At 55.8% G+C, this 15,243-nt stretch carries 14 protein-coding genes and 1 tRNA gene; 7 read left to right on the plus strand and 8 right to left on the minus strand.

Features of this window, described 5'->3' with window-relative positions; all coding sequences use genetic code 11:
• Window positions 1–50 precede the first annotated feature (50 nt).
• Window positions 51–1,397, plus strand: a complete 1,347-nt coding sequence (locus J4E00_RS11400) for a DUF389 domain-containing protein (RefSeq protein ID WP_208175274.1) — start codon at window positions 51–53, stop codon at window positions 1,395–1,397.
• A gap of 12 nt (window positions 1,398–1,409) precedes the next feature.
• Here the strand turns inward: J4E00_RS11400 and J4E00_RS11405 are convergent, their stop codons facing one another.
• The 4 genes from J4E00_RS11405 to atpD all read right to left on the minus strand — a co-directional run bounded on the left by J4E00_RS11405 (window position 1,410) and on the right by atpD (window position 5,636).
• Window positions 1,410–2,540, minus strand: a complete 1,131-nt coding sequence (locus J4E00_RS11405) for a trans-sulfuration enzyme family protein (RefSeq protein WP_208175275.1) — start codon at window positions 2,538–2,540, stop codon at window positions 1,410–1,412.
• 56 nt (window positions 2,541–2,596) lie between these two features.
• Window positions 2,597–3,655 (minus strand): AI-2E family transporter, encoded by a 1,059-nt coding sequence (locus J4E00_RS11410; RefSeq protein ID WP_208175276.1) that lies wholly within the window; start codon window positions 3,653–3,655, stop codon window positions 2,597–2,599.
• Between the two features lie 128 nt (window positions 3,656–3,783).
• On the minus strand, window positions 3,784–4,029 hold the full coding sequence (atpC, locus tag J4E00_RS11415; RefSeq protein ID WP_208175277.1) for an ATP synthase F1 subunit epsilon: 246 nt from the start codon (window positions 4,027–4,029) through the stop codon (window positions 3,784–3,786).
• Between the two features lie 101 nt (window positions 4,030–4,130).
• A complete protein-coding gene (gene atpD / locus J4E00_RS11420; protein ID WP_208175278.1) occupies window positions 4,131–5,636 on the minus strand; it encodes a F0F1 ATP synthase subunit beta in 1,506 nt (501 codons plus the stop codon).
• 275 nt (window positions 5,637–5,911) lie between these two features.
• Between atpD and J4E00_RS11425 the strand changes: the two genes are divergently transcribed.
• From J4E00_RS11425 to pth, 5 genes are all read left to right on the plus strand, one after another.
• Window positions 5,912–5,984, plus strand: a tRNA-Gln gene (locus J4E00_RS11425).
• A gap of 146 nt (window positions 5,985–6,130) precedes the next feature.
• Complete coding sequence (locus J4E00_RS11430; protein ID WP_208175279.1) at window positions 6,131–7,057, plus strand: ribose-phosphate pyrophosphokinase; 927 nt, start codon at window positions 6,131–6,133, stop codon at window positions 7,055–7,057.
• A gap of 281 nt (window positions 7,058–7,338) precedes the next feature.
• The gene (locus J4E00_RS11435) at window positions 7,339–8,403 is read left to right on the plus strand and encodes a DUF6340 family protein (protein WP_208175280.1); all 1,065 of its coding nucleotides are present in this window, start codon (window positions 7,339–7,341) and stop codon (window positions 8,401–8,403) included.
• 171 nt (window positions 8,404–8,574) lie between these two features.
• Window positions 8,575–9,147, plus strand: a complete 573-nt coding sequence (locus J4E00_RS11440; RefSeq protein ID WP_208175281.1) for a 50S ribosomal protein L25/general stress protein Ctc — start codon at window positions 8,575–8,577, stop codon at window positions 9,145–9,147.
• Between the two features lie 230 nt (window positions 9,148–9,377).
• Window positions 9,378–9,947, plus strand: a complete 570-nt coding sequence (gene pth / locus J4E00_RS11445; protein WP_208175282.1) for an aminoacyl-tRNA hydrolase — start codon at window positions 9,378–9,380, stop codon at window positions 9,945–9,947.
• Between the two features lie 105 nt (window positions 9,948–10,052).
• On the opposite strand, the gene metG is transcribed toward pth, so the two are convergent.
• Window positions 10,053–12,095 (minus strand): methionine--tRNA ligase, encoded by a 2,043-nt coding sequence (metG, locus tag J4E00_RS11450; protein WP_208175283.1) that lies wholly within the window; start codon window positions 12,093–12,095, stop codon window positions 10,053–10,055.
• A 232-nt stretch (window positions 12,096–12,327) separates the two neighbouring features.
• Between metG and J4E00_RS11455 the strand changes: the two genes are divergently transcribed.
• Window positions 12,328–13,020, plus strand: a complete 693-nt coding sequence (locus J4E00_RS11455) for a hypothetical protein (protein ID WP_208175284.1) — start codon at window positions 12,328–12,330, stop codon at window positions 13,018–13,020.
• A gap of 140 nt (window positions 13,021–13,160) precedes the next feature.
• Here the strand turns inward: J4E00_RS11455 and J4E00_RS11460 are convergent, their stop codons facing one another.
• The 3 genes from J4E00_RS11460 to msrB all read right to left on the minus strand — a co-directional run bounded on the left by J4E00_RS11460 (window position 13,161) and on the right by msrB (window position 15,097).
• A complete protein-coding gene (locus J4E00_RS11460) occupies window positions 13,161–13,529 on the minus strand; it encodes a hypothetical protein (protein WP_208175285.1) in 369 nt (122 codons plus the stop codon).
• A gap of 73 nt (window positions 13,530–13,602) precedes the next feature.
• Window positions 13,603–14,394: a DUF3050 domain-containing protein gene (locus tag J4E00_RS11465; protein WP_208175286.1), complete on the minus strand. Its 792-nt coding sequence runs from the start codon at window positions 14,392–14,394 to the stop codon at window positions 13,603–13,605.
• Window positions 14,395–14,545: 151 nt separating this feature from the next.
• Window positions 14,546–15,097, minus strand: a complete 552-nt coding sequence (msrB, locus tag J4E00_RS11470) for a peptide-methionine (R)-S-oxide reductase MsrB (protein ID WP_208175287.1) — start codon at window positions 15,095–15,097, stop codon at window positions 14,546–14,548.
• Window positions 15,098–15,243: the final 146 nt, after the last annotated feature.

Genomic DNA, 15,243 nt, shown 5'->3' on the forward strand with positions numbered 1-15,243 from the left:
CGACGTTCAGCTACAGATGCACGACCTGCCACTCACCAGCCTTTTTCTCGATGCCCTTCTCCATTACCCACTTCCTACGCGACCGTTTCATCCTCACCGCTGACATGGCCGAGCCGGACGAAATTAGGACTGATGTAGAAGCCGGCGTCAGCTTTCGCGGGACCAACTTATGGGTCCTCATATTCGCCATTGTCATTGCCTCGGTTGGGCTCAACGTCAATTCCACGGCCGCCATCACCGGCGCCATGCTCATTTCGCCGCTGATGGGCCCCATCGTGGGCATCGGCTTCGGCGCAGCCACGATGGAAGTGCCACTGATGCGCCGGGGGCTCAAAAACCTGTTGCTGGCCATGGTCATCAGCCTAGCTGTTTCGACTATTTATTTCTACCTCACGCCCCTCAGCGAGGCGGGCTCAGAGCTACTGGCCCGCACCACCCCCAACACCTGGGATGTGCTTATTGCTCTGTTTGGCGGGGCAGCGGGAGCCGTGGGCCTTACCCGGCGCGGACGCGGCAACGTCATTCCCGGGGTGGCCATTGCCACGGCGCTCATGCCGCCTCTCTGCACGGCGGGCTACGGGCTGGCTACGGGCCAGTGGAATTATTGCAGTGGGGCGATGTACCTGTTTTTCATCAACTGCGTGTTTATCTGCCTCTCCACTTTCCTGGTGGTGCGGTTGCTGCCCCTGCCCCGCCGCACGTTTGTGGACGATGCCACGGCGCGGCGGGTGCGGGTTTCCATCTGGACGCTGGCTGTGCTCACGGCCGCACCCAGCGTGTATCTGGCCGTAGGCATCGTGCGCGACACCGCTTTCAACCACAATGCCCAACAATTCATTGAGCAGGAGCTTATTCGATTGCCGGGCACCTACGTCCTCACCCGCCGCATCAAGCCCGAAGAGCGCAGCCTCAACCTGCTGCTGGCCGGCAAATACCTCGACCGCCCCGCCATGGCTGCCCTCACCCGCAAACTACCGGAATACGGCCTGCGCCGCGCCAAGCTCACTATTCGCCAAGGCATGGCGCAGCTCGATTCGGCCACGGCCCAGGCGCTGCGCACCAACGTATTGGAAGATATGCGCAACCGCGACCAGCAGGCCTATACCGAATACGAAGCCCGCTTCGCCCAGCTCCAGCAGCAGATGGCCAATCAGCAATTGGCTCCTTCTTTACCCAATGCCCTGCAAGTGTTGCGCGAGGCCCAAATCAACTTCCCCCAAGTACGCCAGCTCGGCCTGAGCCAACTCATCCGCCCCGCTACCGACTCACTCCACGCCGATACCACGGTAGTAGTAGCCGTACGTTACAAGCAGATGCTGAAGCCCGCCGAACAGCAGCGCTTCAGCAAGTGGCTGCAGGCCCGGCTCGGCCCACGCCCGGTACTGCTGGCGGAGTGAAACCGCAGCATCTTAATCTAAAGCCTGGGCCAAATCAGCTAGCAAGTCCTCAATAGGCTCGATGCCCACGCTCAGCCGCACCAGCCCCACCGTGATGCCCAATTCCGCCCGTTGCGCATCCGTCAAAGCCCGATGGGAAGTGGAGAGCGGGTGCGAGCACGAGGAGTCCACGCCCGCCAATGAAGGCGCAAATGGAAACCGCTCGCTTCGTTGCATAAAGCGGTTGACCACTGCCGCATCATCCGGTAGCCGGAATGAGAGCATGCCACCAAAGCGGCCCGCGCCCTGCGTCACTGCCAGCGCATGCTGCGGGTGGTCGGGCAGGCCAGGGTAGTATACGGCCTGCACGGCCGGGTGCTCGGCCAGAAACTCGGCCACCACCAGTGCGTTTTCGCTGTGGGCCGCCACGCGCAGGCGCATGGTTTTCATGCCGCGCACGGCCAGCCAGCTTTCCATCGGGCTCAACGTGAGGCCAAATACGACGCCAATTTGCCGGAGCCGGGCCGCGTCTTCCGCCGTGCGGGCTACTACTGCGCCAGCCGTCACATCAGAGTGGCCGGCCAGGTATTTGGTTACGCTGTGCAGCACCAGGTCGGCCCCATAGGCCAGCGGCCGGGTGAGTACGGGTGTTGAAAACGTGTTGTCTACCACCAGTTTCAGGCCGTGGCGGTGGCACTCCTTAGCTGCCGCGTGCAGGTCTACCACGCGCAGCAGCGGGTTGCTCATGGTTTCGCAGAGCAGCAGCTTGGAATTTGGCTGTGCATAGCCCGCGAGGTCGTACAGGCTTTCAAACGGCACGTAGCTCACCGAAATGCCCAGCCGCGACAGCTCCAGATTCAGTAGCGCCGCCGAGCCCCCGTAGATGTCGGCCGCGCACAGCACGTGGTCGCCAGCCTGGCAGTACGTGAGCATGGCCGCGAAGATAGCCGCCATGCCCGAGCCCGTGGCCACCGCGCCGGCGCCGCCCTCCCAGCGGTTCACGGCCCCGGCCAGCTCGTCAGAGTTGGGGTTGCCATTGCGCGAGTACATGTAGCTACTTCCCGGCTCGTCGAAGTATTGCTGCACCGCGTCAAGGTCCTCAAACTTGAAAACCGACGTTTGATAGATGGGCGTGATTTTGGGATGAATAGTTGGCTGGTCCATGAAAGCAAAAGCAGTGCGTTACGGTACAAAGGTCGGCAGCCGCTTTCAGCTTCCGGCTACTTGGCCATTTCCTCACGCCGCAGCCGGTTTTCGCGCCGAAACACCTCCATTAGCACCAGGAAATACGACACCAGCAGTGGCCCCACCACCAGCCCGATGAGCCCAAAAATCTCCACGCCCAGCACCAGGCCCACCAGCGTTACCAGTGGGTGAATGTCGCCCATGCGCTTGGCCAACATAATGCGCAACAAGTTATCCACATTGATAATCACAATGACACCCACCAGCAGAATGCCAATGGCCTGCCCATTGTGCCCCTGTGAAAACTGATACAGCGCCGCCGGCCCCCACACCAACGGGGTACCCAGAACGGGTAGAAACGCCATAAAAAACGCCACCACGCCCCAGAACAGCGCATCGGGCACCCCAAAAATCCACAGCGTCAGCCCCGTCAGAATGCTTTGCACCAAGGCTACTAATACCTGCCCCAGCACGTTGGCATTCACATTGTTTTTCAGCGACTCGCCCAGCTCCGTCAGCGTCTCATTGCGGAAAGGCAGGTAGCGGTGCAGTCCCAGCAAAAAGTACGTTTCCTGCATGAACAGGTAGTACATCGTAAACAACATCAGGCCCACAATCACCAGGAAGTTGAGCGCGCTGCTGGCCAGCGTAGGCAGCCAGCCGCTCACTTTAGCACCGCCTTGCAGCAACAGTTCCCGCACGTTCAGCTGCTCAGCTACTTTAAAGCCCGTAGCAGCCTCTATCTTATGCACCACCGTTAAAATCTGCTCCGGGTTCTTGGCAAAGGTCACCAGCCGGTCGAGCAGCAGGGAGCTCAGCGCGTAAAACGGTACCACCAGCACTACCACCGTCACCAGCAGAATGCCAATGGTAACCAGCCGCCGATTCCAACGGCGCCGGTGCACCAGCGCCACCCACCACGGCCGAAACACCACAAACAGGATGGCTGCGGCCAAAAAAGCCGTCAGGTACTGCGCCAAACCAAACAGCATCAGCCCCGCCAGCGCCAGGATGGAGCACACAAGCAGTACGTAGCGCTGCCGCGGCGTATAAATATTTTCGACGGCCGTGAATGGAGTCCGAGTCTCTTTCATGAAAAGGTTAGTAAGCGCAACAGCGCATGTAGCTATACGACAATATCGGAGTTGCGCCGTTTGTAAAGACATAAAAAAACCGTTCCTGCTGAGCAGAAACGGCTTTTTTTATTAGAACTGATGTAGCGTTAGGCCAAAGCGCCTTCAGCCAGCACAATCACATTGTTGCGCAGTACTTCCACCACGCCGCCTTCAATGCGGATAACCTCACGGCCACTGCCGCTGGTCAGGGTCACGTCGCCGGCCTTGAGCGCGGCAATCAGCGGGGCGTGGTTATTCAGCACTTCAAACGAGCCATCGGCCCCCGGGAAATGGGCCGACGTTACTTCGCCTTCGAAGACCTTGCGGTCGGGGGTGATGATTTCTAAGTGCATTTTATTTTAGCTATTAGCTTTCAGCTGTTAGCTATTAGCTTCTTCTGCTAACGCCTTTATAAAAGCTAACAGCTAACAGCCAATAGCTAACAACTAAATAATTACTTGGCTTCTGCAATCAGACGCTCGCCTTTGGCCACGGCATCCTCGATGTTACCAACAAGGTTGAAAGCCGCTTCAGGCAGGTGGTCGTACTTGCCATCGATAATTTCGTTGAAGCCTTTGATAGTGTCTTTGATGTCAACGAGCACACCTTTCAAACCGGTGAACTGCTCGGCTACGAAGAAGGGCTGCGACAGGAAGCGCTGCACGCGACGGGCGCGGTTTACCACCTGCTTGTCCTCTTCCGAGAGTTCGTCCATCCCGAGGATGGCGATGATGTCTTGGAGTTCCTTGTAGCGCTGAAGCAGCTCTTTCACGCGCTGAGCGGTGTTGTAGTGCTCAGCACCCAATACGTCGGCCGACAGGATACGCGAGGTCGAGTCCAGCGGGTCAACGGCCGGGTAGATGCCCAGCTCGGCGATTTTGCGGCTCAATACCGTCGTAGCGTCCAAGTGAGCAAACGTGTTGGCCGGGGCCGGGTCAGTCAAGTCATCAGCAGGCACATATACTGCCTGTACCGAGGTGATGGAACCGCGTTTGGTCGAAGTGATGCGCTCCTGCATGGCACCCATTTCGGTGGCCAGCGTGGGCTGGTAACCTACGGCCGAAGGCATCCGACCCAACAGAGCCGATACTTCCGAGCCCGCCTGCGTGAAGCGGAAAATGTTGTCGATGAAGAACAGGATGTCACGGCCGGCACCGGTGCCGTCGCCGTCGCGGAAGCTCTCGGCAATGGTCAGACCCGACAGGGCCACGCGAGCGCGGGCTCCGGGGGGCTCGTTCATCTGGCCGAACACAAGAGTCGCCTGCGACTTCTCCATTTCAGCCAAATCCACTTTCGAGAGGTCCCAGCCGCCTTCTTCCATCGAGTGCTTGAAGGCATCACCATAGCGAATGATGTTGGCTTCGATGAATTCACGCAGCAAGTCGTTGCCCTCACGGGTACGCTCGCCCACGCCTGCAAACACCGACAGACCTTCGTAGGCCTTGGCCACGTTGTTGATAAGCTCTTGAATCAGTACGGTTTTGCCTACACCGGCACCGCCGAACAGACCAATTTTACCACCCTTTACATAAGGAGCGAGCAAGTCGATAACCTTGATGCCGGTGAAGAATACCTCCGACGAAGTAGCGAGGTCCTCAAACGCCGGAGCGTTGCGGTGAATCGACAGGGCACCAGCGCTTTTCGGCTGAGGAATGCCGTCGATGGCCTGGCCGATAACATTGAACAGGCGGCCTTTCACGCCGTCGCCGGTGGGCATCGAAATCGGGGCACCCATGTCGCGCACTTCGGCGCCGCGGGTCAGGCCTTCGGTCGAGTCCATGGCAATAGTCCGTACCCGGTCCTCGCCCAAGTGCTGCTGGCACTCCAGAATTACCACTTGACCGTTATCTTTCGTGACTTCGAGGGCGTCGAGGATGTTGGGCAGCTTCGTGTTTTCGCCCGCGAAGCTCACGTCAACGACGGGGCCGATGACCTGAGTGATTTTGCCGGTATTGGCCATTTGGTTGTATTTATGATGAAGTTATGCAGTTTTTCAGGCCGCAAAATTACGGTAGGGGCGTCGTTTTTCCAACCATAACGTTTGCACTGGGTGGCGCCGAACAGAAGTTTCTTTCAGCACCTTATTCCATGAAAATCAGATGCAAACCACCGTCAAGCATCTTTCCAGCCCACTGCCAAGCAAATTTTCTCCAGATTTTTTTCACCAAAAACTTGCGCTGAATATTTCCAGCCGTACATTTGCACTCCCAAACGGCACGTAGCCCGCCGGGAAATTGTCCGATGGTGTAACTGGCAACACGCTTGATTTTGATTCAAGAAAGTCCAGGTTCGAGCCCTGGTCGGACAACGACAAAGCTCGAGTAAACGAAAAGGCGCTGGCTTCTCCAATTCCCGGAGAGGTCAGCGCCTTTCGCTTTTTCCACTTTTCGCATTTTCACCGGCCCCACTCCCTTTGGCCTTCTGCACACCAACTCATTATTAGTACCTTCCCCTATGAAACAGGTCAAAATATTCGCCGGCAGCGCTTCTCGTGAGCTTGGCGAAAAAATTGCCGCCTCCTTCGGCACCTCGCTTGGCAACCTTTCGCTCCAGCGCTTCGCCGACAATGAAATGGGTCCGAGCTTTAATGAAAGTGTGCGCGGCTGTGAAGTATTTCTGGTACAGAGTACCTTTCCGCCCGCCGAGCACCTCATGGAACTCATGCTGATGGTGGATGCCTGCAAGCGGGCCTCGGCCTACAAGGTCAACATTGTGATGCCCTACATGGGCTATGCCCGGCAAGACCGCAAAGACAAGCCCCGCGTGAGCATCGGGGCCAAAGTGGTGGCCAACATCATCCAAAGCGTGGGTACCGACCGCCTGATGACCTGCGACCTGCACGCCGGCCAGATTCAGGGCTTCTTCGATATCCCGGTCGACCACCTCGACGGAGCTACCGTTACGGCCCCATACATCAAGTCGCTGAACCTGGAGAACCTCATTTTTGCCTCGCCCGACGTGGGCGGCGTGGTGCGCACCCGAGCCTTCGCCAAGAAGTTTGGGGCCGAGATTGTGGTCTGCGATAAGATGCGTGTGCGGGCCAATGAAATTGCCTCGATGCAGGTGATTGGCGACGTGAAGGGCATGGACGTGGTATTTGTAGATGACATGGTGGATACCGCCGGCACCATCTGCAAAGCGGCCGAGTTGGTGATGGAACGCGGCGCTAACTCGGTGCGGGCCGTCATCACGCACCCGCTATTGAGCGGCCCGGCGCATGAGCGCATCCGTGCCTCTGCCCTCACCGAGCTGATTACTACTGATACTATCCCGTTGCGCGAACAGAATGATAAAATCCGGGTGATTTCACTGGCCCCGCTCTTTGCTGCCGCCATCCGCAACGTGGTAACGCACGAGAGCATCAGCTCGCTGTTCGTGTAAAATCGCCTTTCATTAGGAAACGCTGCCGAAGCAACCCGTGCTCCGAAAGTGACTGACCTGATAGTGTGATAAGCCCCGGTACCAGATGGGACCGGGGCTTTCTGGCTAATACCAAAGCTTATCATTTTCAAAGAGAGCTTGCCACCACTATGGATTATCCGCTGATAGCAGGACGAATCACTTCGGCAGCACCTCCCAATGACAGGGCAGCTTCAAATCAGAACTTTGGCACAATTTTGTAGAATAGCCTTCCCACACCGGAACCTTTTTCTGCAAACGTGATGCACAAGCTCTACACCTCCGCCCTACTCTTTTTCGCACTGCTGCTGCTCGGCAGCTGCGCCTCATCGGTGCATATCCGGGCGCTGGCACCGGCGGCCGTGCCCATGCCGGCCAATCTACAAAGCGTTGCCACGGCCAATCGCATTATCCCATTGTCGCGCCGTGATAAGTTTTTCGATGTGCTCGAAGGTGCGTTCACCGGCGAAGGTGTAGGCGTGGACCGCGCCGGAGCAGACGAGTGCGTGAACGTGGTAGGCCAGGCGCTGGCCAACAATAGCTACCGCTTTAAAGTGACGCAGGCGCAACTGCAGCTGCTGGGCCGGGGCCGCGAGTTTTTTCTGCCGCCGCTGGCACCGCGCTACATTCAGGACCTGTGCCGTCGCACCCAAGTCGATGGCTTGGTGGTGCTCGAAGCCTTCGACTCAGACATGGCTTTGAGCCACACCAACGGCACGCGTACCGTGAAAGACAAAGAAGGCAAGGAACACCAGGTGCCCACGGTGCACGTCGAAATGGTGATGAAGGTGGTAACCGGGTTCCGCACCTACGGCGCCACCCAAGGCTTCGTGCTCGACCAGGCTCGGCAAGAAGACCAGCTCGTATTTACCGGCAACGGCGATAACTACCGCGACGCCCTCCGCCAGCTGCCTCCACCCGAGGAGTGCATTCGCCGGGTGGCCCAGCGCGCCGGCGATGGCTACGCCCGCCGCATCGCCCCTTCTTACATTGAGTTCAACCGCGATTTCTTTACCTCGGCTAAAAAGGACGAGCTAGTGAAGCAGGGGGCCCAGCGGGCTGAGGCCGGCGACTGGGCCGGGGCCGAAACTGTGTGGCAGCAAGCCGCCCGTAACCTGCACCCCCAGGTTGCTGGCCGCGCTTTCTACAACTTAGCCGTAGCCAGCGAAGTGAAAGGTGACCTGCCCGGCGCAATTGATTGGGCGAAGAAATCAGCTTTCACTTGTAATAACTCGCAGGCCCGCTCCTATCTGCGCATCCTCAACGACCGGCTGCGGGCGCAGGAGTTGGTGCGGGAGCAGTTGAAGAGTGTGCCGAAGATGGAATAGCGTTTAATATTGGCTTACGCTCAGATAGCGCCTCGGCTCATCAGGACTTCAACAGCAATTCTGTGTAACGCACTGGTTTTTCAGCCAATTTCACGCTACCTTTGCGGCCCGTTTGCCGTCTACTCTGGTGGCAAACGGGCCATTTTTATCATCCCCAAAACCACTTCCTTTATGAAAAGCCTCGAGATTGTAGGGTTTAAAAGAGCGAATCTCGGTAAAACGGACGCCAAGGCATTGCGCCTCGACGCTCAAGTACCGTGCGTATTGTATGGCGGCAAAGACACCGTGCACTTCTCCGTGCCCGCTATCCTGTTCCGCGAGTTGTTGTACACGCCGGAGGCGCACATCGTGGACCTGAACGTCGAAGGTACCCTGTACCGTGCCATCGTGCAGGACGCCCAGTTCCACCCCGTAAACGAAATGCTGCTGCACGTTGACTTCCTGGAATTGCAGGAAGGCAAAGAAGTGAAAATGGAAATCCCCGTGAAATACGTGGGCGTTTCGCCCGGCGTACTGGCCGGCGGCAAATTGGTGAGCAAGCTGCGCAAAGTGAAAGTGCGTGCTGCCGCTGAAAACCTGCCTGACTTCGTAGAAGTAAACATCAGCGAGCTGGAGCTTGGCAAATCCATCAAAGTGGGTGCTGTGAAGCCTGAGAACTATACCATTCTCACCAACTCGGCTGCTCCTATTGCTACCATCACCATCCCGCGTGCGCTGAAAGGCGAAATGGCCGGCAACAAGTAAGACCACAGATTAAGCAGGTTTTAATAGATTAAACGAATTTTTGTGGTTTCAGAATTTTTCGTTTTTCGACCCTAATTTGCTTTCTACTGGCTTATGGCTCATAAAAAAACCGTCCCTTCCGGACGGTTTTTTTATGAGCCATGTCATTGGTCACTCTTATTTTGCAGCTCATACCGCGTGTTTCAGGCGCTACAAAAATTCCATATAATCCATTAAAACCTGCTTAATCTGTGGCTAAGATTCTGGTTCTCTGCCTGGGCAACATTGGCCCCGAATACGCTGATACGCGCCACAACATCGGCTTTATGGTAGCCGATTACCTGGCGGCGAAATTTGACGCGCCGCGTTTCGAAATAGGCCGTCATGCCTTCACCACTGAGTTCAAGCACAAGGGCCACACGTATGTGCTGGTCAAGCCTACTACCTATATGAACCTCAGCGGCAAAGCAGCCGCGCACTGGCTGGCTACGCTCAAAATAACGGCCGAAAATATGGTAGTCGTGACCGATGACCTTGCCCTCCCCTTTGGCAAGCTGCGGCTCAAAGGCCAGGGCTCGGCTGGTGGCCACAATGGCTTGAAAGACATTCAGGCCACGCTGGGCACCGACGTATACGCTCGTCTGCGCTTCGGCGTGGATGCAAATTTTCCCAAAGGCCGGCAGGTAGACTATGTATTGAATCCGTTTTCAGCGGACGAGTTAATTGAATTGCCGACGCGCATCGAAAAAGCCGCCGATGCTGTTTTGGCCTTTGGTACCATGGGCCTGGAGCGGGCCATGAATATTGTGAACGTGAAGTAAAAGCGAGTACCCCAGCGTTTCTCTTCGGTCCAGATGAACGGTTGTCGTTCGTCGGTGCCAAAAGGAAACCCTGGGGTACTTGCTTTTCTAATTTCTGCTATTGCGCTAAGCCACGCTGCTGCCGTTGCGCACCGGTTTACTGGGCTGCATCAGTGCCAGGCTGCCATCTGCGTTTTCAGCCATGAGCAGCATGCCCTGGCTTTTAATGCCTTTGATTTCGCGTGGCGCAAGATTCAGCAATACCTGTACCTGCTGGCCAACCAGCGCTTCCGGAATAAAATACTCGGCAATACCGCTGACGATAGTACGCTCTTCCAAACCTAAATCAACGGTGAGTTTGAGCAGCTTTTTGGTCTTGGCTACTTTCTCGGCGGCCACGATGGTGCCGATGCGCAAATCCATCTGGCCGAAATCATCAAACGAAACATCATCCTTAGCCGGCGTGACGGGCGTACTGGCAAGCTGATTTTCTTTTTTGGTATCGAGCAATTTCTGAACCTGCGTCTCTACCACTGCATCTTCAATTTTAGCAAAAAGCAAGGCGGGCTCCTGCATCTGATGGCCTACACTCAGTGCGTTGGAACGTCCGGCACTGGCCCAATTGCCCAACTCCAAGTTGAGCATTGTGGCAAGCTTCTGGGCCGATTCCGGCAGGAAGGGCTCCAATAGCGGCGCTAGCGCCGCGGCAATTTGCAGGGATACATTCAGCACTGTGCCGGTCCGGGCGGCATCGGTTTTGATGAGGTGCCAGGGTTGCGTTTCAGCCAGGTATTTATTACCGAGGCGGGCCAGATTAATTACTTCAGCCAGCGCGTCACGGAAACGGTAATTTTCAACTAGCTCGCCAATTTTAGCGGGAAACTCCGCTAATTGGGTGAAAGCATCTTGGTCAAGCTCCGTTAATTCGCCTAATTCCGGCACTTTGCCTTCGAAAAATTTGTGCGTGAGCACAGCAGCACGATTCACGAAATTACCGAGCGTAGCAACTAATTCATTGTTGTTGCGGGCCTGGAAATCCTTCCAGGTGAAGTCGTTATCTTTCGTTTCGGGAGCATTGGCACACAACACGTAACGTAATACGTCGGCCTGGCCGGGAAAATCGGCTAAATACTCATGCAGCCACACTGCCCAATTTCGTGAAGTGCTGATTTTATCGCCTTCCAGGTTCAGGAATTCATTAGCAGGCACATTATCCGGCAAAATAAATTCGCCATGCGCTTTCAGCATTACCGGAAAAATGATGCAATGGAAAACGATGTTGTCTTTCCCAATGAAATGCACCAGTTTGGAATCCTTGTCTTTCCAATACGTTTCCCACTCATCGGGGAAAGCCTCTTTAGTGGCCGAGATATAGCCAATAGGCGCATCAAACCACACGTAGAGTACTTTACCATCGGCACCGGGTACTGGCACTGGCACGCCCCAGTCCAGGTCGCGCGTAACGGCCCGGGGATGCAGACCCTGGTCAATCCAAGACTTGCACTGGCCGTACACGTTGGTTTTCCAGTCGTTTTTATGGCCGTCAATTATCCATTCGCGCAGCCACGGCTCATATTGGTCGAGCGGTAAAAACCAGTGCTTGGTATCGCGCAGAATAGGTTGCGCGCCACTGAGCATGCTGCGCGGATTAATTAATTCGGTTGGGCTGAGCGAGGTACCGCAGCGCTCGCATTGGTCGCCGTACGCATTTTCATTGCCACAATTCGGACATGTACCGACGATGTAGCGGTCGGCGAGAAATTGTTGGGCCTTTTCGTCGAAATATTGCTGCGTGGTTTGCTCGATGAATTTTCCTTCATCATTCAGCTTGGTAAAAAACCCACTGGAAACTTCTGCATGCGTAGCCGATGATGTGCGCGAATACACGTCGAACGACACGTTGAAATCCTTAAACGAATCACGAATCAGGGCGTGGTATTTATCTACCACTTGCTGTGGCGTAACGCCTTCTTTTTGAGCTCGAATGGTGATAGGCACACCGTGCTCATCAGAACCACAGATAAACTTAACATCGCGGCCAGCCGAGCGCAGGTAGCGTACATAAATATCAGCGGGTAGGTAAACACCAGCTAAATGCCCGATGTGTACCGGACCGTTGGCGTAAGGCAGCGCAGCCGTAACTGTGTAACGCTTAGGAACAAAAGACATAATTAACAAAAAAAGGATGGCCCAAGAGAACGTAGTCGATTTAAATAGACTGCCGCTTAATTAGCCTCTGACAAAAAGAAATAACAGAAAAAAAGCAGAACCAAATCAACAAAAAAACTATGCAAACCGTTTGACGCTTAATTGATTTTATATTTGAGCGGAGGCTTTTTATTATTGCATCAATTGGTCCCAACTTTCCTCTCTTTCACCTTAACTAAACAATTTTTTTCAGATGAAAAAACCTGCTTCTCCGGTTCAAACAGAAAAAAGTGCGAAACGCACGCCGGAAGAAAAAGCGGCACACAAATCGGCCAAGAAAGCTAGTCGCGCCACTACTGACCTCACTGATGACCGCGCCAGCAAAAAAGCCAGCCAGAAAAAGACCCTCAAGTCGGCGGCTAAGCAATTGCAAAAGGAGCTGAACAACCGCATGAGCGAAGTGGTGACACGCATCCGCAAAGAAACGAAGGCGAAGCTGAAGGAAGTAGTAAAAGAAGCCACGCGACGGCTCGATGTCGACACGGAACGAATGTTTGAAGAGGCCCTGCACACCATTGTGCGGCATTATGACTCTGTTGCGGGCAGCGCTACCACAACTAACGGCAGCGAGGGTGGCATAGGTAAAGGCAAAAAAGACCAGACGCTGCATAAAGACGGCTCGCCGCGCAAGTCCCACTCCCAGCGCTCTGATGATGCCACCGAGCTTACTCCTGCCGCACCCCAGCCACGTGGCCGCAAGCCCATCGCAACGGTTACCAAGCCTGCCACCACAGGTGCCAAGCGTGGCCCAAAGCCTGGCGCTAAAGCTGCGGCGGCTACCGGCGCTAAGCGCGGCCCCAAGCCCCGCGTTCAGGCCACTACCCAGCCCGAGGCGGATGTGTCAAGCTCCGCGGCCAGTCCCAACACCGGTGAGGTGAGCGCATAGGTACAACCGATTACTACCGAGGCGGCTGTGGAATTGGATATCAGACCAAACCGCCCCGACTCCCAATAACCGCTTCATCAGCAAAAAGCCCACTTCCAATATCCTGGAAGCGGGCTTTTTTAGTGATACAAAAGTGGCTTTTAACGTCGACGGGTTGTATCGGGCAGAGGCGCATCGTAATTGAGACGCTGGAGGCGGGTTTCCGGCGAAGTGTTGTTGGGGTCATTGGTATTCACGTTTTCGATGCGCTTCTGGTTGTTAATGCCAGCCGCCTGTTCGCCCAGGCGCACACGGTTGGGCGTGGCGTCGGGCACGGCGTAGCCGCTGCTACTGGGCACGCCGTTGCTGTTATAGATAGCGCGCCGGTCGGCATCAGTACGCACTTCGGTGGGCACGGCCGTTGGCGCAGCGGTTTCGGCGGTTTGCTCCGAAACGGAGCAGGCTGATAGCAGCACAGCCATACTCAGGGCCAGACGGGTATCGATGGCAGAAAAACGAAAATCCAGCATGGGGTATAAAAAACAGGCCGCCGGAATAGGCAGCCTGCTTCAAACGAAAAATAAGCCCCGCTGGTTGAGGCAATTATACCAATGCCGGGCTGGGCTGCAAGGGCTTAATACTGTCCCAAAGCACCATGCGCGCTTCTAAGCAGCGAATGGTTACCTGTTGGGCCTCCTGCCAGCACATGGGGTCGTCGCCACACATTTCGCGCACCATTTGCTGGGCTAGTGGTGCGTGCACCTCCTCATCAAGCTCAATGTGTCGGTCAAGGTAATACGTAAAGGTATCGAGTTGGCCAGGAAATCGGTCGCGCAACTCGTGTACCAACTGCCGGAACATGGACGGAATCAGGTCCTCACGGCCAAACGTGAAGGCCGCTGCCACCGCATGAGGTTTACCCGAATTAATAACATCGAAAGTGGTTTCGACGAAGTGCCGAACCGATTCCGGGGCTTGGGCTTCGCTTAGGGCCTGGGAAACGGTACACCCCGCCGCCACTGCTGCCACCAGCCGGCGGATGGGTGCCGTGTTGGCCCCACATTCTTCCATGGCGCGTAGATAGAGCTCGAAGTGGCTGGCTGGCTGGCCTTCCGGGTCCACGTCGGTTTCCTCTTCGAGCACAATTTCGTTGATGAGCCGCCGCGTGGCCGGGTTAGCAGTGGGCACCCAGGGCACCTGCACGCAGGTCAGTTCGCGCTGCAGTGCCTTGAGCAGCGACATAAAATCCCACACTGCATACACATGGTGCTCCATGAAATGGCGTAGGTCAGGTAAGGTGCGCAGGCGGTAATACAAGCCATTGTTGAGTAGTACCTGACGTGTGGGTTCAACGGCCTTTTGCAAGTAGCTGATGGGGGATGAATTCGTTTCCATAGAAGATTAAGTATGAATTTTTAACTAACACCTTCTGTGGTTTCCCACCCACAACTGGTATTATAGTGACTTAATACCAACGAAAAGCCCCCCGGCTTGGATTGCCAGAGGGCCTCGATTTGTGAATTTTCCTATAATAGTGCAGGCTGTTCTACTTTTTCTTCTCAAACACCAGCGCATTACCGTCCATACAATAGCGCTGGCCAGTAGGCTTGGGCCCATCGTCGAAAAGGTGGCCGAGGTGGCCGCCACACTTGGCACAGACTATCTCGTCGCGGCTCATACCAAAGCTATTGTCTGAAGCCACCTTCACGCTGGTATTGGTGGCCGGTGCGTAGAAGCTAGGCCAGCCGGTACCTGATTCAAACTTGGCATCGGAAGTAAAAAGCAGGTTGTGGTCAGCAGCGCAGTAGTAGGTACCAGCGGCGTGGTTATCGTGGTATTTGCCAGTGAAAGGGCGCTCAGTACCCTGCTCGCGCAGGATGTAGAACTGGTCGGGTGTGAGTAATTTCTTCCATTCGGCCTCGGTGTGGCGTACAGGAAACTCATTGGGCTGGCCGGTCACGGGCTGGGGCTGAAAGTACGTTTTGCCAGCTACGGTGCGGGGTGGGCGGGGCGTATTAACTGCAACATCGCGCTTTTGGGAGCAGGCCGAATTGAGCGTAAGCGCCGAAATAAATAAGAACAGCAAGGGAAAACGCATGGCAAGAATTTGCTAGAATGGTGAATGGCCAACATACGGAGCCGGAGGCCGGTTTGGTCGGTGGGTTAGACGATTGCGCTGCGGGAACCTTACACCCTACTTCTGGAATTTAGCGCACTGGACCCAACCATAACATCTTGCGCCAA

The organism is Hymenobacter negativus (genome assembly GCF_017571495.1).
GTDB lineage: Bacteria > Bacteroidota > Bacteroidia > Cytophagales > Hymenobacteraceae > Hymenobacter > Hymenobacter negativus.